We start from the raw sequence: 20977 nt of genomic DNA, 5'->3' as shown, positions 1-20977 counted from the left end.
CATCGCATTGACCGTGCTGGTTGCCGAAGAACGGCTGTTCGTCATTGCCTTTCTGGGCGGTGCGCTGGCCCTGATTGCGCTGCTGTGGCTGCTGGCGGCGCTGGTGCGCTGGCTGGCGGCGCGGGCGCCGCGCCCATCGGGCACGCTGGCGCGGCTGGCGCTGGCCAATCTGCATCGGCCCGGCGCGCCGACGCGCAACTTGATTGTGGCACTGGGGCTGGGCCTGAGCCTGTTCGCGACCCTGTCGGTGATAGAGACCAATCTGGCCGGGCAGATCAACCGCACTTTGCCAGGCCGGGCGCCGAGTTTTTTCGTCATCGATATCCCCAACGAGGGTCTTGCCGGGTTCCGCTCCGCCATCGCGAAGGCTGCGCCCGGCGCCGAAATGACCGTCGCGCCGTCTCTGCGCGGGCCGGTCACAGCCGTGAAGGGCGTGCCGGTTGCCGAACTGAACGCGCCGCCCGAAGCATGGATCCTGCGCGGCGATCGCGGCCTGTCCTATGCCGCCGACCTGCCGTCATCGAACACGTTGGTCAGCGGCAAATGGTGGCCACGGGACTATGCCGGCCCGCCGCTGGTCAGCCTTGACGACGATGCGGCGCGCGCACTGGGCCTCAAGATCGGTGACAGCATCACCATGTCGGTGCTGGGCGTCGAAGTGACAGCCACCATCGCCAGCACCCGCAAGATCAACTGGCAGTCGCTCGGTTTCAATTTCGCCATACTTTTTGCACCCGGCACGCTGGAATCTGCGCCGCACGGGTGGATGGCGACGCTGACCGTGCCGCCGGCGCGCGAACGGGCCGTGGCTGCGGCCGTGGCCCGCGATTTTCCCACGGCGTCCACCATCCGCGTCAAGGACGTGCTCGGCCAGGTACAGGAACTGCTCGGGCAATTGTCGGCGGCCATTCGTGCCGCTGCCGGTGTCACTGTCGCTGCCGGTATTGCCGTTCTGGTCGGCGCGGTGGCGGCCGGCGCGCAGGCGCGTACTTATGATGCCGTGTTGCTCAAGATGCTGGGCGCCACGCGGGGCCAGGTGGCGCTGGCGACACTGGCCGAATATGGTTTTCTGGCGTTGGTGGTGTCGGGCCTTGCCATGACGCTGGGCGGCTTTGCCGGCTGGTTTGTCGTCACCCAGGTTTTCAAGCTGGAATGGCAACCGGAATGGCTGCCGGTGGCGGCAACCGTGCTGCTGGGCGGCGCGGTGACGGTGCTGCTTGGGCTGGCCGGCAACTGGCGGGCGCTTTCGGCGCGGCCCAACGCGGTGCTGCGCGAATTGTGACGCACCGGTAACGCTGCGGCACCGCAGGTCATTGAAACTTGTCATCAGATGCACGATATTGTGTCTGTTGTTCGGCAATCCCTGCCGCTCACAGGAGGTTTTAATGGCCAATCAGATGGACCCCCGGCTCGATGCCTTTCGGGCCCAGGCTGGCGACGCCGCCGGCGTGGACGCCGGGCTGCGCGCATACATGATCTCGATCTACAATTACATGGCGTCGGGCGTATTGCTCACGGGTATCGTGGCACTGCTGGTGTTCAGCACGCCGGCGCTCAACGCCGTGTTCTTCAACGAAGTCGGTCGCCCGACCATCTTGGGCTGGGTGGCCATGCTGTCGCCGCTGGCGATGATCCTCGTGATGAACTTCGGCATCAACCGCCTTTCGGAATCTTCGCTCAAGGCGATGTTCTGGGCCTTTGCCGCCGTCATGGGCGTGTCGATGTCGACGATCTTCGTGCGTTATACCGGCGCTTCGGTGGCGCAGACGTTCTTCATCACCGCTGCTACGTATGGCGCGCTCAGCCTCTATGGTTACACCACCAAGCGTGACCTGTCGGCGTTCGGCAAATTCCTGTTCATGGGCCTGATCGGCCTTGTCATTGCCATGGTTGCCAATATCTTCATCGGCTCCAGCGGCTTCCAGCTGCTGATCAACATGGCTGGCGTGCTCGTGTTTGCCGGCCTGACCGCTTACGATACGCAGCGCCTGCGTGACATGTACTGGGACGTTGCCGGCAGCGATTTCGCCGGCAAGGCGGCCGTGATGGGCGCCCTGACGTTGTATCTCAACTTCATCAACCTGTTCCAGTTCCTGCTCAGCTTCATGGGCGACCGCCGCTAATCCGGCGCACAAACGGAGCACGAAATCGGCCCGGCGGGGAAACCTGCCGGGCCTTTTCCGTTTCAGGCCGCTGCCGCCTCGACCCAGTCGATCCGATCCTGGCCAAAATGCATCTGGCCGGCGACAAAACACGTCGGTGCGCCGAAGACGCCGCGTGCGATGGCCGCCTGGGTGTTGGCGATCAGTCGCTGCTTGACGGTGTCGCTGCCCGCCAGCGCCAGCAGCGCGTCCGCATCATGGCCCGCTTCCGTCAACGTCGCGGCCAGCACAGCCGGGTCGGCCATCGCGCGCGCCTGCTGCCACATGCCGGCAAACAGCGTGTCGGTGACGGCAGCAAAGCGCGCGTCATCCTGCAGCCCCGCCAGAATCCGCATCATCGTGATGGTATTCACCGGGAACTGCGGGTTCATGACCAGCGTGATGCCATCTCGCGCCGCAAAGCGCGCCATGTCCTCGTTCATCCAGCGGCCCTTGGCGGCGACAACGCCCGGCGGCATGCCGCCCGTGGCCTTGAACACGCCGCCGAGCAGGATCGGCACCGGCACCAGCGGCGCCCCGGTGCGGGCGACGACGCCCTTCAGCCGGTGCCAGGCGAGATAGGCGGTGGGCGAACCCACGTCGAACAGGAATTCGATGGTGTTTGGCATGTGCTTGGCTCCTTACCAGCGTTCGGACCAGGGTCTGAGATCAAGCTCGTGCGTCCATGCGGTGCGCGGCTGCTGGTGGAGCATCACATAGGCCGCCGCAATGGCTTCGGGGTCGAGGATGCCATCATCGGCCTTGGCGGCATAGCGGTCAGGGAAATTGTCGCGGATAAAGGCAGTGTCGATGGCGCCATCGATGATGCTGTGCGCGACATGCACGCCCATTGGCCCCAGTTCGCGCGCCATGCTCTGCGCCAGTGCCCGGCAGGCGTGCTTGCCGCCGGCAAAGCTGGCAAACCGGGCACTGCCGCGCACGGATGCAGTCGCGCCGGTGAAGAGGATCGTGCCCCGCCCGCGCGGCACCATGCGCCGCGCCGCCTCGCGCCCGGTCAGGAACCCGGCCAGCGCGCACATTTCCCATATTTTCCGGTATCTTCGCGGCGTTTCTTCCAAAATGCTCATGGGCGAATTGGCGCCGATGTTGAACACCGCGACCTCGACGGGGCCGACCTCGGCCTCCACCCTGTCGAACAGGGCGATCATCTGGTCTTCGTCGCGGGCATCCGCGCCGATGGGCAGGCAGCGTCCGCCTTCGGCGATGATCCGGTCGTGGAGCGGCGCCAGCGCAGCGGTCGTGCGCCGGACCGGTACCGCTGTCAGCCCCGTGCGGGCAAACGCCGCCGCAATCGCGCCGCCGGTGGCATCGCCGGCTCCGATGACAATGGCTGCACCGTTCATGCTGGCACCCTTTCAGGCAATTGCACGCTCAACTGGCCAGCAGTGCCAGGCTCCGGCTCCATGCCAGGCTGGCGGCGCTGGCGTTGTAACGCGCCTCGGAGGTGTCATTGTTGAAGGCGTGGTTGACTCCGGCATAGACATGGCTTTCGAAACCGACGCCGGCAGACTTTAATGCGGCTTCCCATGGCGGCACCATGGCGTTGATGCGCGTGTCCAGCCCGGCATAATGATACAACATGCGGGCCTTGATCCGGCCTGCATCGGCCGGGTCGGCCGGCGGACCGTAATAGACGATGCCGCTGTCCAATTTGCTGGCTGCTGCGACTGCAAGTTGGTTCACCATGCCGCCGCCCCAGCAAAAGCCCATGGCCTTTGGCCTGCCGCGTCCGGTCGAATAGGAATCGAGGAACATCAGCGCCGACAGCGCGTCCGACACGGCCATGCCGCGATCAAGCTGGCCGATCATGGCGCGGGCAATGTCATCGGCCGAATTGGTGCCATCGCCGGTTCGCGGCGTTTCTCCGGCCGCGCTGAGGAAATCGGGTGCCAGCGCCACCATGCCCGACAGTGCCAGCCGGCGGGTGACATCCCGGATATGCTCATTGAGTCCACGATTTTCGTGGATGACCATGACCTTGCGGGCGCGTGCCACACCGCTTTCCGGCATGGCCAGATAGCCGAACATCGTGCGGCCGCTGTCGCTGCGCCACTGGATCCGCTGGCTGATGATCCCGGGCTCATCCGGGCGCGTGCGCGACGCCGCGCTGGCGCTGGCTTCGATGAAGGGCAGGATCGCAAGGGCCGCAGCGCTGCTGCCGGCCAGCCGGGTCAGGCCATCCATCAGGTCCCGCCGCGTCAGGCTGCCGTCATGCGTGAACCGGTCATATAGTGCGATCATTGCCTGATTTATCGGGCCTGATCTTTGGGGGGCTGTCATCGGTTTGCTCCTGTATCTGGCCGGCATCCTAGCGGCGCAATTGCAGCGCTGCCAGTGCCTCGGGCGTGTCGATATCGTCCAGAATTGCGTCGCTCGGCGCCGGCACTTCGGTCAGTTCCAGCCCCGCGAGCAGGGCCTTGCCGCCGGCATCACCGGCCAGCGCGCGCAGCGCCGGAAAATGCGCCCGGCTCCAGCGCACAGGATGGCCGCGCCTGCCTTGCCAGACCGGGACCGCAACATCGCCTGGCGCTGCGGCCATGGCGGCGATCAGTTCGGGTTCGATGCGCGGCATGTCGGCCAGGCAGACCAGGGCCGCTGCCCAGTCACCGGGCACGGCGCCGATACCGGCAGCCAGGCTGCGGCCCAGCCCATCCTCCCAATCTGGCGCGGACACGAAATGCGCCTCGCGGCCTGCCAATGCCTCGCGCACATCATCGCCGCGTGCGCCCAGCACGACGACCGGCGGCGGCAGGCCAGCGGCCATGATGGCATCGACGACATGCGCGACCAATGGCTTGCCTTGCCAGACTGCCAGCAGCTTGTGCGGTCCGGCCATGCGGCTGGAGCGCCCGGCCGCCAGAACGACCGCACCGACCGGCCCGGCGATAGCGCCGGCGCGTGGTTGTGGTCGCTCGGCCTCGGGCAGCAATCCGCCGACGCCCATTGCGGCAATATCGGCGCCAAGCACCCTGCGCCCGGCAACCAGTTGTTCGAGCACGCTGTCAAAGCCATTGCGTTTCGGGCTGCGCGCACACCCCGGCAGGCCAATCACCGCGCGGCCATCCACATATCCGAGGCACAGCAGATTGCCCGGATCGACCGGCATGCCCAGCCGCTCGACGTGGCCGCCGCTTTGCACGATGGCCGCTGGAATTACATCGTCCCGGTCCACTGTGGCTGACGCGCCTGCGATCAGGATGATGTCGGCGTCTGCCGCCGCGATAGCCGCTGCCAGCGCCCCGGCCTCATGGGCGCATGGCGGCAACTCCTGCCAGTCACAGCCCAGTGCCTGTACCCGTGCGCGTGTCACCCGCGCCGTTTTCGCCAGGCCCTTGTCGCTGGTGCCGGGCAAGGTGGTGGCGATGATGGCGATACGGCGCGAAACAAATGCCGCCACGTCAATTGGGGCCGCCGCCATCATCGCAGCTGCAAAACTGTCGGCACCCACGGCATAGCGGATGGTCTTGACCGTGGCGACGATCTCGCCCCGCGCAACGCGGGCGCCGTCTGCCAGCGTCGCCAGCGTCAGCGCCTCGTCCACCGCGTTGACGTCACCGACCATGGCCGGGTCCAGCCGCAACACGCCATCGGCTCGGGCTGCCAGATTGGCGCGGCCATGCGCCGCCGGCAGCACGATCAGCCCATCGCCGGCCAGCACGCCTGCCAGCCGTGACGCTGCGACATCTTCGGGCACATCGCCCGGCGCCAATTGCGCGACAAAGATTTCGGCCAGTCCGGCGCCCGCCAGCCGGCGACAATCGTCTTCGCTCAGGAGATGCCCCTTGGCCCAGCGCTGGCCGGCAATCGTCAAGCCATGGGCCAGCAGGTGCCCCGCAGCCGATGACACGGGCAATGGCCCGAATTTCATGCGCGGGGCATTAGCGCGCCGCGCGAATCACCAGTAAGTGGCGCACCGCGCCAGGCCGCCGTCATTTCGGCCGCGATGCTGAGCGCGATTTCTACCGGGTCGGCCGCGCCGATGGCCAGCCCGGCGGGGCCATGGATGCGGTCAAGCGCAGCGGCGTCAAAGCCCATGGCGCCCAGTCGCTCGCGGCGCAGGCCATGGTTCTTTCGGCTGCCGAGCGCCGATATGTAGAAGGCCGGCGACCGCAGCGCCTCGGCCAGCGCCGCATCGTCCAGCTTGGGATCATGGGTCAGCGCCACGACGGCGCTGGCAGCGTTTGGCCGCCACTCCGCCAGCGCTTCATCCGGCCAGCGCCGGTCCAGATCCAGCCCAGCAAAACGGGCATCGGCCGCAAACAGCCCGCGCGGATCAATGACTGTTGGCGTGACACCCAGTGCCTTTACCAGCGGCACCAGTGCCTGTGCGATATGAACGGCGCCGATGATCGCGATCCGGCGCGGCGGCGGATAGGCGCGGACAAAACCCGCAGTCTCGCCCGGTTCGGCAATCCGGGTCTGGCCGCTGGCCGTGTCGGTTGTCAGCGTGACGCTCTCGCCAGCAGCGGCGGCTGTCTCAAGCGCGGCGATCAAGGCTGGGGAAAAGCCATCGCCGGCCAGCCGCTGCACCAAAATCGCGATGCGCCCGCCGCACGCCAGACCGGCAGACCAGGCGGTTTCATCGGCAACACCATAGTCCAGCCGAACGGCGCCTCTGCCCGCGCCGAGCAAGTCCTGCGCAGCGATGATGACATCACCTTCGACGCAGCCACCGCTGACCGATCCCGCAAACAGCCCGTCGCCGCGCACCGCCAGATGGCTGCCGGTGCGTCGCGGGGCCGATCCCCAGGTTTCGATGACGGTGGCAATCGCGACCGCATGGCCGTCCGCTGCCCAGCGCCGGGCCTGTCCGAGCGTGTCTAGATCATCCGGCCCGGCCATACCTCAGCCCCATTGCCAGAACAGAAATGCCACCACGACCAGGATCAGCCCGCCGCCCCAGATTACCGGCGCCAGTCCCGTGGCTGGCGCGGCAGGACCGACCGGGATGGTTTCAGGAACTGCCTCGGCTTCGGCTGGCGCCGTCGGATTTTCAAGTTCGGCCTTGAGCCGGGCGAAAAACGTCTCGGCATATTGTTTTGCGGCGCCTTCGATGAGCCGCGCACCCAATTGGGCCAGCTTGCCCCCGACGCTGGATTCCACGCGGTAGGTCAGCAGCGTTTTATTGGCGCTCGTTTCCACCAGCGCCACATCGGCGCTGCCCTTGGCAAATCCGGCGACACCTCCCTTGCCTTCGCCGACGAGGCGGTAGCTTTGTGGTGCGACGACATCTTCCAGTCTCACTGTGCCAGCAAAGGTGGCACGCACCGGACCGATGCGCGCGTTCATTCGCCCTTCGAATTGCTCGCCGCTTCCCGATGCAACCCGGGTCAGGCTTTCGACGCCATCGATGCAGCGTGCCAGCACATCCGAATCGTTCAGCGCCGCCCAGACAGCGTCACGTGCCGCCCCGATGCTGACTTCGCCTTCCAGTTGCATGTTCGCGCGTCCCTGATGTCTGTTTCAATGCCCGATTCCAGCTTCCCATAGGCTTGCAAGCCTTGCAATTCCAACGGGGCAGCAAGAATTGACGGTTAAAATGTCAAATCGTGGTTGACTCATGGGCTGATCCGTCAAGAATGTCGCATTAATGTCATAGTCGGTTGCGTTCCTGACGGGGGTCGAGATGCGAGTCGAAGAAGCAGTTCAGGTGGGCACGCCCGCCGAGGAAGTCATCGTTCGCGGCACGGTCAAATGGTTCGACCCGGTGCGGGGCTATGGCTTCATGGTGCCGGCCAGCGGTGAGGGCGCCGATATTCTGGTGCATTTCACCGTCGTTCGCGACATCGGCAGACGCACGTTGCCCGAAGGCGCGACCCTGACCTGCGAGGTCATTGCGCGCGATCGTGGCCGCCAGGCCAAGCGCATCACGGACATTGATCTGTCCACTGCAATTGGCCCGGATCCGGAAACGGCGGCTGCGCGTGCCGCCGACCGCGTGAACCCGCAGGCGATGATCGCGGCGGCCGGCGAATATGAGGATGTGTCGGTCAAATGGTTCAACCGGCTCAAAGGCTATGGATTTGTCGTGCGTATTGGCCGCGATGAAGATATATTCGTGCACATGGAAACCGTACGCCGCGCCGGACTCGTCGAACTTCTCCCCGGCCAGTTGCTGCGGGCGCGTGTCGCCCCCGGCCACAAGGGCCCATTAGCGGTCGTCATCGAAGCTCCAGTCGGCACCGAGGCACCCTCTGCATGAAAAACCCTGTGCGGGCGCCTGTTGCATTGGCCATGCTGGCCGCCTGCACGTTCGGAGCGGCCAGCCCGGCCATGGCGGCGTGCCCGAGTGTGGGCCTCAGGCTTGGCAAGGCGGTGTTCCAGACGGCAAAGGGCAAATTCAGCTACCGGGTCGAGGTTGCGGCGTCGCCTGCCGATCAGGAATGCGGGCTGATGTTCCGCAAGGCCATGCGGCGCGACTCGGGCATGATCTTTCCGTTTGTGCCGCCGCGAACCGCGACGTTCTGGATGGAAAACACGGAGCTGCCGCTGGACCTGATTTTCTATTCGTCGGGCGGGCGTGTCATCAGCATCGGACGCGGCAAGCCTTTCACGCGCGAACTGATCCCGTCGGGCGGCGTGGCTGCGGGTGTCATCGAACTGAATCTCGGCGAGGCGCAGCGCATTGGCTTGCAGCCGGGCGACCGGGTTCGATACTGAGCTGTCCTACAACTGCGATCCCGCATCGATGAAACGCTGCCAGAGACCGCGTATCTTGCGCGGCAGCGGCGATGTCATCTGCTGGTCGATGACAAGCGGCAGATCATCGATTGCCACCGGCACGCCATCCTCGCGCGTTGCGACTACCGCTGTGTCGTCGCGCGGGTCCGGCGCCAGCCAGAGCCTGCCTGCCGCTGATTCAATGTAAAAACGGTGGGCGCTGCGCTGCAGGTGCCCCAGCACATTGTGTGCAGTATCGGTCCAGCCAGGTCCGCTGAGCCTGTCAATGACGTTTCCGGCCAAGCCTGGAAGCGTTTGCACTTTGGTAACGCGATAGTCAGCCATGGCACCTTGCTACAGCGAAATGGTAAAACAATGCAAGGCATGCTGTGGCCAATATCGGCCAATTGCCGGTTTGCAGCGAGCAATCGACAATGCCTGCGGCCCGTGCCAGGCTTGAGTCATGAAGATATTTGTCCTTCCCGTTATCTGTGTCTTTCCTGCCATGGCGCTGTCCGCAGCTGCAACAGCCCAGTCGGCACCGCCGGGCCTGGCCATCACCATCTACAATGATGATCTGGCCCTGGTGCAGGACAGCCGGCGGCTTGATCTGCCCGCCGGGCGCAGCCGGCAGGAATTCAAGGACGTTTCGGCGCGCATCCGCCCCGAAACGGTGACGCTGGCCGCCGCCGGCATCGGCATTGTCGAACAGAATTTCGATTATGACCTGCTGTCGCCCGACACCATGATGGAAAAGGCGGTGGGCAGCGATGTCACCATCGTGCGCATCAACCCCGCCACCGGCGTCGAAACTCGCGAAATCGCGACCGTGCTGGCCGTAAATGGCGGCGTCGTCCTCAAGATCGGCGACCGTATCGAGGTGCTGCGCGATGACGGCCTCCCGGTGCGGGTCATTTTTGCGCGCGTGCCCGAAAACCTGCGCGCCCGCCCCACGCTCTCGGTGACGGTCGATGCCGAAAGGGCCGGGCCGCATTCGGCAAGGTTGAGCTATCTGACCTCGGGCCTCGGCTGGAAGGCGGATTATGTCGCGCTGTTCGATGAAACCGCCGGCGCCATGGATATGCAGGGCTGGATCACGCTGACCAACACATCGGGCACGACGTTCAAGGCCGCGCAGACCTTGCTGGTGGCTGGCAACCCGAATGGCAGCAATCCCAATGGTAACAACGGGGGGCGGGGCGCGCCGCGCGGCTTGGTGGCGGCCGGAACGCAGGGCAATGACCGTGAACAGCTGGGGGATTATTACCTGTATCCGCTGCAGGAACGCACCACGATCGCCGACCGCCAGACCAAACAGGTGAGCTTCCTTGATGCGCGCGGCGTGCAGGCGCGCAAGGCCTATGAATATCGCGTCGGCTGGCTGGCCACCCAGACTGACCCGCAATCCTTTGCCACGGTCATCAAGTTCCGCAACGCGTCCGCCGGCGGGCTGGGTGACCAGCTGCCCGCCGGCACGGTGCGCGTCTATGCCCGCGACGCGCGCGGCCAGCCGCAGTTCATCGGCGAAAACCAGATCGGCCACACGCCGATGGGGTCCGACTTGGCGATCCGCACCGGCGAGGCCTTTGACGTCAAGGTCAAGCCGGTCGCCGAAGTGCGCGAGCAAATGGGCAAGACCCGCTGGCGCACGACCATGAGCTATACGATCACCAATGCCCGCGCGGCGCCGGTAACAGTCGATCTCGCGCAGACCGGCCTGTGGGGCGAAAGCAAGATCGTGACCGAAAGCCTCATCAGCCGCCGCGTCGATGCCGATACCGTCGAATGGCGCGTGCCGGTGCCGGCCAATGGCGAAGTGAAAGTGACGGCGACGTTCGAAACGAAATACTGATGCGGCTGTTGCTGGCCCCGGCGCTGCTTGCATCTGCTCTATTGGCGGCTCCATCCGCAGCCGGCACGTTCGTGTCGCCGGCGCCCGAGGCTGTGTCGGTCAGCATCTATCGCCCGCCTGGCCGCAGCGGGGGGGCCATCGATCTTGATGACCTGCAAGGTTTTGCGCTGATCAGCGAAACCCGCACCATCACCATTCCGGCCGGTGAAACCGTCATCCGGTTCGAAGGGGTGGCGGACGGCATGATCTCGGTATCGGCGGTCGTCGCGGGCTTGCCGGCAGGGGTGGTGGAAAAAAACCGTGATGCGCGCCTGCTGTCTCCGGCGGGCCTGATGGCGGCGTATCTGGGCCAGCAGGTGACCCTGGTGCGCACAAACACCGCCACGGGGCGCGAGACGCGGGTGCCGGCCATCATCCGGTCCGGCCCCGATGGCGGTGCAATGTTGGAAACCGCGGCAGGGCTCGAGGCGCTGCGCTGTAGCGGCCTGCCCGAACGGCTGGTGTTTCCCTCCCTGCCAGCGGGACTGACCGCCAAGCCGACCCTGTCGGTAACGGCGCGCAGCGATAGGCCGGTGGCGGCCAAGGTGACGCTGTCCTATCTGGCGCGCGGTTTTGACTGGGCGGCGAATTATGTGGCGCAGGTGCGTCCTGATGGCCGGGGGTTGGATATTACGGCGTGGCTGACGTTGGCCAATGGCAATGGCACCGGATTCCCGGCGGCGCAGGCGCAGGTCATCGCCGGGCGGGTGGAGCATGACGCCGAAATTGCCGATGCCGTGCCGGACGCCGGGGATTTCACCGCCTCATGCTGGCCGTGGAACGCAGGCACCGCCATCCCCTTGCCGGCACCGCCCATGCTGATGCGCGAAATGATGGTGGCGCCCGCAGTGGCCATGATGTCCGATGAACTTTCCCAGATCGTCGTCACCGGCAACAAGGCGGTGCGCGAGGATCTGGGTGATCTCAAGCTCTACCGTGTGCCGCAGGCGACCGATGTGGCGGCGCGCGGCCAGAAACAGGTGCTGCTGATGACGCAGGGCGCCGTGCCGTTCACCGCCATCCACCGCTTTGAATTCACGGCCGGCGATGCCGAAACCGACATCCAGGCCAGTTTGCTGCTGCGCCTGAAAAACGACGCGGCGCGCGGGCTGGGCCTGCCATTGCCCTCGGGCAAAGTGGCGCTGTTCGAAACGGTGGGCGGTGCGCCGATGCTGATCGGCGAGGACGACGTGCGCGATGCCGCCATCGGCGAGGAGATCGAGATAAGGGCCGGGCAAAGCAACGCAGTGCGCGCATCGACCGGCGAGGATGCTGACAGGGCGGGGTTGTATCACATCCGCTTGACCAACGCCCGCAATGTGCAAGTCACCGCCGAAGTCGCGCTTTTTATCGATGATAACGAAAGACTGATCACGACCCGCCCGCGCATCGGCAAGCGCGACGGCACGCCGACATGGACGGTCACCGTGCCGGCCAACAGCGAGATTGCGCTGGACTACCGAGCCAAGGGGCGCCGTCAAAGATAGGGCGCCATCAGCGCCGCGACATTCACCCGCGCCTTCAGGCGGCTGGCCAGCAGGTACATGCCGCCGAACTTGCGCTGGACGAGCAGGAAATCGGCCGGCGGCACCGAGAAATGCGCCCGTTCGGCTGCCAATGCGATGCTCTGGTCCTTGAGACGCATGGCCATGTCGGTGGCGCCGAAATCGAATACGCTGCCTGAACGAAGCGGTGCAAAGGCATCCTCCACCATCGCGAAGATGGCGGCGCGCATGGCGGGCGAAGCCTGTGGAGCTATCAGGCCCATGCCCATGAGCGCGGTGGTGATCGCTGTCTCGTCACCGGCCAGCCCGGCTCGCAATATGGCGCGATAGCCGGTCACCAGCGCGGCCGGCAAATCGCGGGTCGCACCAAAATCGAGCAGGATCAGCCGGCCGCTGTTCAGGTCATAACGGTAATTGGCGAAATTGGGGTCGGTCTGCATGACGCCCCAATCGAACAACTCTGACAGCACAAGCGACAGCAACTGGCTGATCGCGGCATCGCGCTGCGCCTGGGGCAGGGCGCCCAGGCTTTCGACGGCGACGCCGCCGACATGCTCCATCGCCAGCACTGTGTCGGTGGACAGATCCGCCATCAAAGCCGGCACCTGAAAGCCGGCATTGCCGGCCAGCAGCGCGCCGAACTGGGCCAGGCACTGTGCCTCGCGCGTGTAATCAGCCTCTTGATGCAATTGCTGTTTTGCGGCCGCCAGCAGCGGCGCCACGTCCAGGCCGGCGGGCAGCAAGCCCGACATGCGGATCAGCGTCGCGACATTGTCGACATCTGCATCGATGCTGGCGCGCACGCCGGGGTATTGCACCTTGATGGCAAGGTCGCGGCCATCATGCGTCATCGCCCGGTGCACCTGCCCGATTGATGCCGCCGCGATGGGCCTGCGGTCGAAACGCTGGAACCTCGCTTCCCAGCCCGCGCCCCATGCCGCCGTCAACACGCCCTCCAGTTGGGCATCGGGCATAGGCGCGGCATCGGCACGCAACCGCGACATGATGTCGGACAGTTCGGGCGGCAACAACTCGCCGGCATCCATGCTGAGCAACTGGCCCATCTTCATGGCCGCACCGCGCAGCCGCGACAGTTCGTCAGCCAGTCGCCGGGCATTGCCGGGTGTCAGCAGCAAGCCGGGCCGGTTGGGCCGCTGGCCGCGCACGAGTTGCCCGGCGCCGCCGCCGATGACCGATCCGGCAAGACCGCCGGCGATGCGGCCAAAGCCGGCCAGCCGCGCCAGGCGCGAAGACGGGACGGCGCGGCTTTTGATCGGGGGAAATGCCATGGCGGCGGACTTGCCCCGGCAAGGCACGGTCCGCCAGTGCGGGGCATTGCCGCGCCCCGCTGCGGGTTCGGCTGCCGGAAGTCATCAACGGCGGAAGAACCGCCGCTGGTCAGCCTTTGGCGGTCATCAACGGCGGAAGAACCGCCGCTGGTTCATGGGCATCGGCGCGGTCTTTTCACGGAAGACGATGCGGCCCTTGTCGAGGTCATAGGGGGTCATTTCGACATGCACGCGGTCGCCGACGATGGAGCGGATGCGGTTCTTGCGCATCTTGCCGGCAGTGTAAGCGATGATTTCATGTTCATTTTCAAGGCGGACACGGAACCGGCCATCAGGCAGGATTTCAGTGATCTCGCCTTCGATCTTGATGACTTCTTCTTTGGGCATATCAGGCCTTGAATGCGCGGGAGACGGTGGAAAACTGCATCAGATATCCTTGGATATTCGCAAATCGTGCCGCATGCGGCCCGGGAGTTGTTACCTTGCGGCTGCCCAATGGCCCGAACAGCCTCAAAAAGCAAGGGCGGCCACCAGATTGAGGGTTTGGCGGCCCGGCAATTGCCGCTAGGACAGCGTGACACGAACAGGGAAAACCGACCCATGAAGACCCGCGCCGCCGTCGCCTTTGCACCCAACACCCCGCTCAAAATCGTCGAGGTCGACCTGGAGGGGCCGCGCGCCGGCGAAGTGCTGGTCGAAATCATGGCCACCGGCATCTGCCACACCGACGCCTACACCCTTGAAGGCAAGGACAGCGAGGGGCTGTTCCCATCGATCCTGGGCCATGAAGGTGCCGGCATCGTCCGCGAAATCGGCGCCGGGGTCACGTCGGTTGCAATCGGCGACCATGTCATCCCGCTCTACACGCCCGAATGCCGGCAATGTAAGTCGTGCCTGTCGGGCAAGACCAATTTGTGCACCGCCATCCGCGCCACGCAAGGCAAGGGCGTGATGCCCGACGGCACCAGCCGTTTCAGCTACAAGGGCCAGACCATCTTTCACTACATGGGCTGCTCGACATTCTCGAATTTCACCGTGTTGCCGGAAATCGCCGTCGCCAAAATCCGTACCGATGCCGCCTTTGACAAGGCCTGCTACATCGGCTGCGGCGTGACCACCGGCGTCGGCGCCGTGGTCAAGACCGCCAAGGTGACGCCGGGCAGCCGCGCCATCGTCTTTGGCCTGGGCGGCATCGGCCTCAATGTCCTGCAAGGCCTGCGCATGGTGGGCGCCGACCAGATCATCGGCGTTGACATCAACCCCGATCGCGAGGCCTGGGGCCGCCGTTTCGGCATGACAGATTTCGTCAACCCCAAGCACGTGTCCGGCGATCTGGTGGCACATCTCGTCGCTCTGACCGATGGCGGCGCCGATTACACCTTTGATTGCACCGGCAACACCGATGTCATGCGCACCGCGCTTGAGGCGTGCCATCGCGGCTGGGGCGAGAGCATCATCATCGGCGTTGCCGAGGCCGGCAAGGAAATCGCCACCCGGCCGTTCCAGCTGGTGACGGGGCGCGTCTGGAAGGGCAGCGCCTTTGGCGGCGCGCGCGGCCGCACCGATGTCCCCAAAATCGTCGACTGGTATGTGAACGGCAAGATCGAGATCGACCCGATGATCACCCATGTGCTGCCGCTGGAGGAGATCAACACCGCGTTCGACCTGATGCATTCGGGCGAAAGCATCCGAACCGTGGTGGTCTTCTAATCGACCGGGGCTCATGTTATTCTCCACCCCTGAAGTGGGGATGAACCATGCGCAATTCTGTTGCCTTGTTCTTGGCGGTGGCCATATGCACCGGCTCCTCTGCTTTCGCCCAGCAGGATCTGATCAAGGGAGCCGCACAGCGACCGCCGAAAAACCACAAGTCGGAATTGGCTGATGTCCTGAGGCCTGTGGACAGCAACGGGGTGCCCTGCCCGGTGTGCTTAACCCCTGCGCAGCCTCAGGTCCTGTTGTCGCCTCCAGTCATGAGAGCCGCTCCAGTCACGATGGCTGATCCCGTCAGCGCAACTGCCTGCCCGGCGCCGCTCGATGCCGAGCAGACGGCGCAGATGAAGAGCAAGCTGATGGGGTTGCTCAATGGGCAAACCGTCAAACTGCTTGAGGAAAAGGCCGCCAAAGAAGCTTGCCCCGAAGTTGCGCTTGCGCTTGATTTTGCTCGCATTGTGCTGGGGGATGACGTCAGCATAACCAAGAAAAAGCCATGATACGTCTGTTCTTCGCGACGCTCTTGATGGTGCTGGCGTTGCCGGCTCATGCGGCTACTGCCGTGGAGATCGCCGCCGGCCTGGTGCGGCCGGATGCCGGACCGCGGGTTTCGCCGGCGCTGCTCCCTGCAGGGGTGTGCCCGGCAAGGCCTGATTTGGGCGAAAAGGGCGTGGCGCTTTGTGATGCCTCGCTGGACGCCGCCACCGAAGCGATGCGTTTCAACGTCGAGGTCCACCGCTACAACGCCATGATGTATCGCCGCCACCAATTCTGGACGGAGGCCGCCGCCATAGCCGTGTATGTATTGACCTTTTCGGGGCTGGCGTTTGCAGGGTTGCAGTTCTTCGGCTTTGGCCGTGCCGGCGCGACGAACAATGATGTCGAGATCATGGGCATCGCCAAGATCTCATCGCCGGTGATAGGACTGGTTATCCTTATCATTTCGTTCGGATTTTTCTATCTTTATGTCAAGGACGTCTATACCATAAAAAACGCTGATCCCACCCAGTCCGAGGCGGGTTGAACCTCGCACAAGGCTTCATGACACAGACCGAAATCCTTGGCCAAGCCGCCTGCCACGGCGGCACCCAGTCCTTCCACAGTCATGCCAGCAGCGCTACCGGCACGCCCATGCGTTTCGGCGTGTTCACGCCCCCCGGCGCCGGGCCTTTCCCGGTGCTGTGGTGCCTTGCCGGCCTGACCTGCAACGAGGAAACATTTGCCATCAAGGCGGGCGCGCAGCGGCTGGCGGCGCAGCTTGGCCTGATGCTGATCACCCCCGACACTTCGCCGCGCGGGACAAGCGTTGCCGACGACCCGGCCTGGGACATGGGGCAGGCCGCGAGCTTTTACCTGGATGCTACGGCTACACTCTGGTCAGCGCATTTTCAGATGCGGGCATGGCTGATCGACGAATTGCCTGGCTTCATCGCCGCGCATTTCCCCGCCGACATGGCCCGGCAGGGTATCACCGGCCACTCGATGGGCGGGCATGGCGCGCTCACCCTCGCGCTGAAACACCCCGGTCGGTTCAAGAGCGTTTCAGCGTTTGCGCCGATTGTTGCGCCCACGCAGGTGCCATGGGGACAAAAGGCGTTGCCGGCCTATCTTGGCTATGATCCGGCGGCATGGGCCGCGCATGACGCCTGTGCCCTGATGGATGCCGGCGCGCGGCTGCCCGACCTGCTGGTAGATCAGGGCGCGGCCGACAACTTCCTCGAAACACAGCTACGCCCGGAATTGCTCGAAGCCGCCTGCGCCCGTGCCGGTATCGCGCTGACCTTGCGCCGCCATGCCGGTTACGACCACGGCTATTGGTTCGTGCAAAGCTTCGTTGCCGACCATCTGCACTGGCATGCGGCGCGGTTGTAAAGGTTCAGGCCTCGCGCGCGACCGGCACTTCGATGAGCGTGGGCGTGTCGCTTGCCAGTGCCGCGACAAACGCCGACCGCACTGCGTCCAGCGTTTCGGCCTTCACTGCCTTGACGCCGTGCGCCGCTGCCAGCGCTTGGAAATCAATCGCCGGCTCGGTCAGGTCCATCGCGACAAAGCTGCCCGTGCGCGCCGAATGGTCGCCGATTGCCCGCGTGCGCTGTTTCAAGATGCGGTAGCTGCTGTTGTTGAACACGACCGTCACCACCGGCAGCTTGTAATGCGCCATGGTCCATAGCGCGGCGGCGGCATACATCACGCTGCCGTCCCCCGTCAGCGCCACCACCGGCCTGTTCGGATGTGCCAACTTCATGGCCGCCGCTTGCGGCAGGGCAACGCCGATGCCGCCGCCGCGCATGCCGAACCAGCTGTCAGGCCGCGTTGCCGGCACCAGCTGCCGCACGGTGTTCATACCTGATGACAGCAGTTCCTCGATGACAATGGCATCATCGGGCATCAACTCGCCGAGCAGTTTCAGCACCGGCATCGGCTGCATCGGCATGTCGCCGGTCAGCGCATCGGCGCGGGCTAGCAGGTCGGCGCGCGCCGCCGCGATTCCGGCGGCAATGCCTGGTACCCGCACCGCGCCACAGCTTTCCAGCAGCGCCGTCAGTTCCGGCAGTGTCGCGCGCGCATCGCCCTGTATGGCAGCAGCGGCAGCAAAATTCTTGCCGATTTGCCATGGTTCGTCGTCGAGGTGCACGACCGGCGTGCCGGGTGCCAGCGCTTCCACGCCCGTGGCCTGGCTTTGCGTCAGCAGATCGGCACCAATGGAAATCAGCAGGTCATGGCTTTGCATCACCGCCCGCAGCGCCGGGGTCATGCGCGCGACCGTGCCGGCATACAGCGGATGGTTGGTCGGAAATGCCGCCGTGTTGGCCATACCCTCAAGATAAACGGGCGCACCCACTGCTTCGGCAAAGGCGGCCAGTTCGGCGTGTGCGCCAGATTTGGCCACATGATCACCGGCAAAAATCACCGGATGCTGCGCCGCGCGGATCATCGCGGCTGCCGCTGCAATCGCATCGGCATCACCGCGAATGCGCGGCCCGATGCGGGTCGGGCTGCCTAGATCAAGATCATCGGCGGCCATCGCCGTCAGCACATCGCCGGGAATGGACAGGAACACCGGGCCGGTCGGCGCGGTCAGTGCCACCTTGGCGGCGCGGCGCAGGGCGCGCGGCAGTTCGGCGATGCTGGCGACTTCGAAGGACCATTTGCACAGCGGCCGCGCCATGGTGGCCAGATCGTCCCACAGCAATGGCTCGGTCAGCCGTATCGACATGTCCTGCTGCCCGGCTGTGACCAGCACCGGCGCACCGGCCTTGGCGGCATTGTAGAGCATGCCCATGGCGTTGCCGAGGCCGGGCGCGGCATGAAGATTGCACACCGCCAGCTTGCCGGTCGCCTGCGCATAGCCATCGGCCATGCCCATCACCACGACCTCGTTCAGGCCGAGGATATAGCGGATGCGGTCCTCGACGACAAAGGCATCGAGCAGCGGCAGTTCGGTGGTGCCGGGGTTGCCGAAGATGAATTCCACGCCTTCGGAGGCAAGCACATCCAGCATGATGTGCTTGCCGGCGCGTGTGGTGTCCCCGCTCATGGGATCATCTCGCCTTCGATGACCGGCGGCAGCCGGAAGCTGCCATCCAGCAGCGGCGCCTTTGGCAGATACGCCCGGAACACCAGCACGAACTTGCCTCCCGGCGCCGGCAGCCAGTTGACGACGCGTTCGCCAGACGGCTTTTGCGCCTGCACGAAAATCTCGGTGCTGCCGTCGCGGTCGGGCCGCAGGTGCCGCGACCGGTCACCGACGGCGAAGCGATCGAGCGGGTTGGGCACGAAGAACAGCCTGCCGTCCGCCTCTTGCTGGTACATGGTCAGCGACCAGAACGCCTGCAGCGGCAAACCCGCCGGAATACGCACCCGCCACGACTTGCTGCCATCCAGCGCCGCGCCGGTGGCATCGCTGCGGGCCGACAGATACACGGCCTCGACGCGCGGCAGCGCCGCCAGCCCGCCCAATGCCACCTTGGCGCGCAAATCATCATCGTCGCCATATTCGGCGATATTGAACGGCGGATAGGACCAGCCATCGACGGTGCCGCCGATATCGGCCAGGCCGCCGCGCAGTTCGCGCGTCATGATCGGTATGGCGCGGTTCCACAGCGCCTGCGCATCGGGCGTCAGCGCATCCCAGTCGCGGCCCAGTCCGGTATCGGCAATGCCCATCAGCTTTGCCTGAAGGTCACTGCTGCCGGATGCGGCGATCACGGCGTTCACCACGGACAGGAACGCCTTGCCATCAGGTGCCGGCGGTGTCGCCAGCGCAAACGGCGGCACAGCCCCCGGCCCGGCCATCGTGTATGACAGGATCGCCTGTGATGCCGCCGGAATATCGTCCTTGCCGTTCACCACCACGCGCACCAGCAGCCATGCCTGGTTGGTCGGGCTGCGCACCAGTTCTGTGCCTGATGGCGCTGGGCCGGTATAGCCGGGCCCGACAATGGCATAGCGGCCACCCTGCGGCGCCGTGCGCGTGCCAAGCACCGCCACGACATCGCTTGTCACGGTCATCAGCGCCGCCGAATTGTAGCGACCGGGCAGGGCAGGGACGCTGAACACCACCGGGCCTTGTGACAGGTCGAGCCAGGCCGAGGCATAAAGCGTGTCGTTGTTGGGCGTCGTGATCTCGCGTGTCGTGGCATCGGCCAGCGTCAGGCGCGGCAGAAGCGCATTTACGGCGTTCGAAAAGCCCGCCGCCTCGGCCCTGCCAAGCTGCAAGCCCCGGGTGCGCATGATTTCATAGATCGGAAAGGCAAAGCGGAAGGCGCGGCGCACCGCCTGCACTTGGGGCGTGTCGGGCAGGGTCGTGGGTGCGGCGGGTTTCGCCGGTGCCTTGGCAAGCGGCCTCAGCGGCCCCTTGGCGGCAAGCTTTGCAGGCGGCTTGGCGGGCGCCGCAACCACTGGCATCGCCGTGCTCCAGCCCAATGCCAGCAAGATCATCCCCAAAATGCGCATCTCGCGGCTCCCTCTCATTTTGAATCGTCATTGCCGGGGCGGGGGCTTGGCGTAAAGTCCCGGCGTTGCGAATCTGCACGCACAGGAGCCAGTCACCATGAGCCAGGCCTATATCGTCGCCGCTGCGCGCACTGCCGGGGGGCGCCGTGGCGGGATGCTGCGCGACTGGCATCCGGCCGATCTTGCCGGCAAGGTTCTCGATGCATTGGTCGAACGCTGCGGCGCCGATCCGGCATTGATCGAGGATGTCATCATGGGCTGCGTCGGCCAGGCCGGCCAGCAATCGACCAATGTGGCACGCAACGCCGTATTGTCGTCGCGCCTGCCCGAATCGGTGCCGGGCACCAGCGTTGACCGGCAATGCGGATCAAGCCAGCAGGCGCTGCACTTTGCCGCCGCCACCGTCATGTCGGGCCAGATGGACGTGGTCATCGCTGCCGGCGTGGAATCCATGACCCGCGTGCCGATGGGAACGCCGGTATCGCTGCCGTTCAAGGCCGGCATGGGCATGCCCTATGGGGAGGGCATCGCTGCACGCTATCCGGGCATCCAGTTCAGCCAGTTTGCCGGCGCCGAAATGATCGCCGACAAACACGGCCTGACCAAGGACATGATGGATGAATTCGGCTATCACAGCCAGCGCAAGGCCGCGCAGGCCTCGCGCGGCGGTGCCTTTGATGCCGAGATTGTCGCCGTCGATGTCACCACCCACGAAGGCGAAGCCCGCAGCCACACGGTCGATGAAGGCATCCGCTTCGAAGCGAGCCTCGAGGCCATCCGCGGCGTCAAGCTGATCAACCC

At 65.3% G+C, this 20977-nt stretch carries 21 protein-coding genes and 1 pseudogene; 11 read left to right on the top strand and 11 right to left on the bottom strand.

Annotated elements, in window-relative coordinates; translation table 11 throughout:
• Together RMQ73_RS05935 and RMQ73_RS05930 are read left to right on the top strand one after the other, a co-directional pair.
• On the top strand, positions 1-1282 hold a 1282-nt coding region (locus RMQ73_RS05935), incomplete at its 5' end, for an FtsX-like permease family protein (protein ID WP_310497159.1).
• A 103-nt stretch (positions 1283-1385) separates the two neighbouring features.
• Entirely contained in the window at positions 1386-2123 is a 738-nt protein-coding gene (locus RMQ73_RS05930; protein ID WP_310497158.1) for a Bax inhibitor-1/YccA family protein, read from the top strand.
• A gap of 62 nt (positions 2124-2185) precedes the next feature.
• On the opposite strand, the gene RMQ73_RS05925 is transcribed toward RMQ73_RS05930, so the two are convergent.
• The 6 genes from RMQ73_RS05925 to RMQ73_RS05900 form a co-directional block, all read right to left on the bottom strand.
• Positions 2186-2770 carry a 2-hydroxychromene-2-carboxylate isomerase gene (locus RMQ73_RS05925; protein ID WP_310497157.1) on the bottom strand — a complete coding sequence of 195 codons (585 nt, stop codon included), beginning with the start codon at positions 2768-2770 and terminating at the stop codon, positions 2186-2188.
• Positions 2771-2782: 12 nt separating this feature from the next.
• Complete coding sequence (locus RMQ73_RS05920) at positions 2783-3505, bottom strand: SDR family NAD(P)-dependent oxidoreductase (RefSeq protein ID WP_310497156.1); 723 nt, start codon at positions 3503-3505, stop codon at positions 2783-2785.
• A gap of 28 nt (positions 3506-3533) precedes the next feature.
• Positions 3534-4403: a dienelactone hydrolase family protein gene (locus RMQ73_RS05915; RefSeq protein WP_310497155.1), complete on the bottom strand. Its 870-nt coding sequence runs from the start codon at positions 4401-4403 to the stop codon at positions 3534-3536.
• 67 nt (positions 4404-4470) lie between these two features.
• Positions 4471-6030 (bottom strand): NTP transferase domain-containing protein, encoded by a 1560-nt coding sequence (locus RMQ73_RS05910; protein ID WP_310497154.1) that lies wholly within the window; start codon positions 6028-6030, stop codon positions 4471-4473.
• Positions 6027-7004: an XdhC family protein gene (locus tag RMQ73_RS05905; protein ID WP_310497153.1), complete on the bottom strand. Its 978-nt coding sequence runs from the start codon at positions 7002-7004 to the stop codon at positions 6027-6029. The genes RMQ73_RS05910 and RMQ73_RS05905 overlap by 4 nt, the downstream gene beginning before the upstream one ends.
• Positions 7005-7007: 3 nt before the next feature.
• Complete coding sequence (locus RMQ73_RS05900; protein WP_310497152.1) at positions 7008-7601, bottom strand: carbon monoxide dehydrogenase subunit G; 594 nt, start codon at positions 7599-7601, stop codon at positions 7008-7010.
• Positions 7602-7788: 187 nt separating this feature from the next.
• On the opposite strand from RMQ73_RS05900, the gene RMQ73_RS05895 reads away from it, so the two are divergent.
• Positions 7789-8364 carry a cold shock domain-containing protein gene (locus RMQ73_RS05895; protein ID WP_310497151.1) on the top strand — a complete coding sequence of 192 codons (576 nt, stop codon included), beginning with the start codon at positions 7789-7791 and terminating at the stop codon, positions 8362-8364.
• Complete coding sequence (locus RMQ73_RS05890; RefSeq protein ID WP_310497150.1) at positions 8361-8822, top strand: DUF192 domain-containing protein; 462 nt, start codon at positions 8361-8363, stop codon at positions 8820-8822. The genes RMQ73_RS05895 and RMQ73_RS05890 overlap by 4 nt, the downstream gene beginning before the upstream one ends.
• Positions 8823-8828: 6 nt before the next feature.
• On the opposite strand, the gene RMQ73_RS05885 is transcribed toward RMQ73_RS05890, so the two are convergent.
• Positions 8829-9167 carry a hypothetical protein gene (locus tag RMQ73_RS05885; RefSeq protein WP_310497149.1) on the bottom strand — a complete coding sequence of 113 codons (339 nt, stop codon included), beginning with the start codon at positions 9165-9167 and terminating at the stop codon, positions 8829-8831.
• A gap of 118 nt (positions 9168-9285) precedes the next feature.
• Here RMQ73_RS05885 and RMQ73_RS05880 point away from each other — a divergent pair, with 118 nt between their 5' ends.
• Both RMQ73_RS05880 and RMQ73_RS05875 read left to right on the top strand, forming a co-directional pair.
• Positions 9286-10674 (top strand): DUF4139 domain-containing protein, encoded by a 1389-nt coding sequence (locus tag RMQ73_RS05880; RefSeq protein WP_310497148.1) that lies wholly within the window; start codon positions 9286-9288, stop codon positions 10672-10674.
• Positions 10674-12200: a hypothetical protein gene (locus tag RMQ73_RS05875; protein WP_310497146.1), complete on the top strand. Its 1527-nt coding sequence runs from the start codon at positions 10674-10676 to the stop codon at positions 12198-12200. Before RMQ73_RS05880 ends, RMQ73_RS05875 begins: the two co-directional genes overlap by 1 nt.
• Here RMQ73_RS05875 and RMQ73_RS05870 read toward each other — a convergent pair.
• Both RMQ73_RS05870 and infA read right to left on the bottom strand, forming a co-directional pair.
• A complete protein-coding gene (locus tag RMQ73_RS05870; protein ID WP_310497145.1) occupies positions 12191-13507 on the bottom strand; it encodes an AarF/ABC1/UbiB kinase family protein in 1317 nt (438 codons plus the stop codon). The two genes, RMQ73_RS05875 and RMQ73_RS05870, sit on opposite strands and share 10 nt — an antisense overlap.
• Before the next feature lie 126 nt (positions 13508-13633).
• Positions 13634-13894, bottom strand: a complete 261-nt coding sequence (gene infA / locus RMQ73_RS05865) for a translation initiation factor IF-1 (RefSeq protein WP_310497144.1) — start codon at positions 13892-13894, stop codon at positions 13634-13636.
• Between the two features lie 213 nt (positions 13895-14107).
• Here infA and RMQ73_RS05860 point away from each other — a divergent pair, with 213 nt between their 5' ends.
• From RMQ73_RS05860 to fghA, 4 genes are read left to right on the top strand one after another with little or no spacing between them, the layout of a single operon-like run.
• Positions 14108-15217: an S-(hydroxymethyl)glutathione dehydrogenase/class III alcohol dehydrogenase gene (locus RMQ73_RS05860; RefSeq protein ID WP_310497143.1), complete on the top strand. Its 1110-nt coding sequence runs from the start codon at positions 14108-14110 to the stop codon at positions 15215-15217.
• A 47-nt stretch (positions 15218-15264) separates the two neighbouring features.
• Entirely contained in the window at positions 15265-15720 is a 456-nt protein-coding gene (locus RMQ73_RS05855) for a hypothetical protein (protein ID WP_310497142.1), read from the top strand.
• The gene (locus RMQ73_RS05850; protein WP_310497141.1) at positions 15717-16244 is read left to right on the top strand and encodes a hypothetical protein; all 528 of its coding nucleotides are present in this window, start codon (positions 15717-15719) and stop codon (positions 16242-16244) included. Before RMQ73_RS05855 ends, RMQ73_RS05850 begins: the two co-directional genes overlap by 4 nt.
• A 17-nt stretch (positions 16245-16261) precedes the next feature.
• Positions 16262-17092, top strand: coding sequence for an S-formylglutathione hydrolase (gene fghA, locus RMQ73_RS05845; RefSeq protein ID WP_310497140.1), 831 nt, complete (start codon positions 16262-16264; stop codon positions 17090-17092).
• A 4-nt stretch (positions 17093-17096) separates the two neighbouring features.
• Here fghA and RMQ73_RS05840 read toward each other — a convergent pair whose 3' ends face one another.
• Positions 17097-18758 carry a thiamine pyrophosphate-binding protein gene (locus RMQ73_RS05840; protein ID WP_310497139.1) on the bottom strand — a complete coding sequence of 554 codons (1662 nt, stop codon included), beginning with the start codon at positions 18756-18758 and terminating at the stop codon, positions 17097-17099.
• Positions 18755-20176 carry a DUF1254 domain-containing protein gene (locus tag RMQ73_RS05835; RefSeq protein WP_310497138.1) on the bottom strand — a complete coding sequence of 474 codons (1422 nt, stop codon included), beginning with the start codon at positions 20174-20176 and terminating at the stop codon, positions 18755-18757. The genes RMQ73_RS05840 and RMQ73_RS05835 overlap by 4 nt, the downstream gene beginning before the upstream one ends.
• Before the next feature lie 97 nt (positions 20177-20273).
• Here RMQ73_RS05835 and RMQ73_RS05830 point away from each other — a divergent pair.
• Positions 20274-20977, top strand: a pseudogene (locus RMQ73_RS05830) (acetyl-CoA C-acetyltransferase); the annotation flags it as partial.

Origin of the sequence: Sandarakinorhabdus sp. (assembly GCF_031430775.1) — a bacterium.
Lineage (GTDB): Bacteria > Pseudomonadota > Alphaproteobacteria > Sphingomonadales > Sphingomonadaceae > Sandarakinorhabdus.
The sequence above is the reverse complement of the archived record's forward strand: the minus strand, read 5'-3'. Positions and strand labels throughout refer to the sequence as shown.

What these genes read in the sequence shown, in the direction of transcription:
- RMQ73_RS05915 (WP_310497155.1), bottom strand. Translation starts at nt 4,403, where the DNA reads ATGATCGCACTATATGACCGGTTCACGCATGACGGCAGCCTGACGCGG.
- RMQ73_RS05855 (WP_310497142.1), top strand. Translation starts at nt 15,265, where the DNA reads ATGCGCAATTCTGTTGCCTTGTTCTTGGCGGTGGCCATATGCACCGGC.
- infA (WP_310497144.1), bottom strand. Translation starts at nt 13,894, where the DNA reads ATGCCCAAAGAAGAAGTCATCAAGATCGAAGGCGAGATCACTGAAATC.
- RMQ73_RS05875 (WP_310497146.1), top strand. Translation starts at nt 10,674, where the DNA reads ATGCGGCTGTTGCTGGCCCCGGCGCTGCTTGCATCTGCTCTATTGGCG.
- RMQ73_RS05895 (WP_310497151.1), top strand. Translation starts at nt 7,789, where the DNA reads ATGCGAGTCGAAGAAGCAGTTCAGGTGGGCACGCCCGCCGAGGAAGTC.
- RMQ73_RS05910 (WP_310497154.1), bottom strand. Translation starts at nt 6,030, where the DNA reads ATGAAATTCGGGCCATTGCCCGTGTCATCGGCTGCGGGGCACCTGCTG.
- RMQ73_RS05925 (WP_310497157.1), bottom strand. Translation starts at nt 2,770, where the DNA reads ATGCCAAACACCATCGAATTCCTGTTCGACGTGGGTTCGCCCACCGCC.
- RMQ73_RS05860 (WP_310497143.1), top strand. Translation starts at nt 14,108, where the DNA reads ATGAAGACCCGCGCCGCCGTCGCCTTTGCACCCAACACCCCGCTCAAA.
- RMQ73_RS05850 (WP_310497141.1), top strand. Translation starts at nt 15,717, where the DNA reads ATGATACGTCTGTTCTTCGCGACGCTCTTGATGGTGCTGGCGTTGCCG.
- RMQ73_RS05840 (WP_310497139.1), bottom strand. Translation starts at nt 18,758, where the DNA reads ATGAGCGGGGACACCACACGCGCCGGCAAGCACATCATGCTGGATGTG.
- RMQ73_RS05900 (WP_310497152.1), bottom strand. Translation starts at nt 7,601, where the DNA reads ATGCAACTGGAAGGCGAAGTCAGCATCGGGGCGGCACGTGACGCTGTC.
- RMQ73_RS05905 (WP_310497153.1), bottom strand. Translation starts at nt 7,004, where the DNA reads ATGGCCGGGCCGGATGATCTAGACACGCTCGGACAGGCCCGGCGCTGG.
- RMQ73_RS05920 (WP_310497156.1), bottom strand. Translation starts at nt 3,505, where the DNA reads ATGAACGGTGCAGCCATTGTCATCGGAGCCGGCGATGCCACCGGCGGC.
- fghA (WP_310497140.1), top strand. Translation starts at nt 16,262, where the DNA reads ATGACACAGACCGAAATCCTTGGCCAAGCCGCCTGCCACGGCGGCACC.
- RMQ73_RS05835 (WP_310497138.1), bottom strand. Translation starts at nt 20,176, where the DNA reads ATGCGCATTTTGGGGATGATCTTGCTGGCATTGGGCTGGAGCACGGCG.
- RMQ73_RS05870 (WP_310497145.1), bottom strand. Translation starts at nt 13,507, where the DNA reads ATGGCATTTCCCCCGATCAAAAGCCGCGCCGTCCCGTCTTCGCGCCTG.
- RMQ73_RS05880 (WP_310497148.1), top strand. Translation starts at nt 9,286, where the DNA reads ATGAAGATATTTGTCCTTCCCGTTATCTGTGTCTTTCCTGCCATGGCG.
- RMQ73_RS05885 (WP_310497149.1), bottom strand. Translation starts at nt 9,167, where the DNA reads ATGGCTGACTATCGCGTTACCAAAGTGCAAACGCTTCCAGGCTTGGCC.
- RMQ73_RS05930 (WP_310497158.1), top strand. Translation starts at nt 1,386, where the DNA reads ATGGCCAATCAGATGGACCCCCGGCTCGATGCCTTTCGGGCCCAGGCT.
- RMQ73_RS05890 (WP_310497150.1), top strand. Translation starts at nt 8,361, where the DNA reads ATGAAAAACCCTGTGCGGGCGCCTGTTGCATTGGCCATGCTGGCCGCC.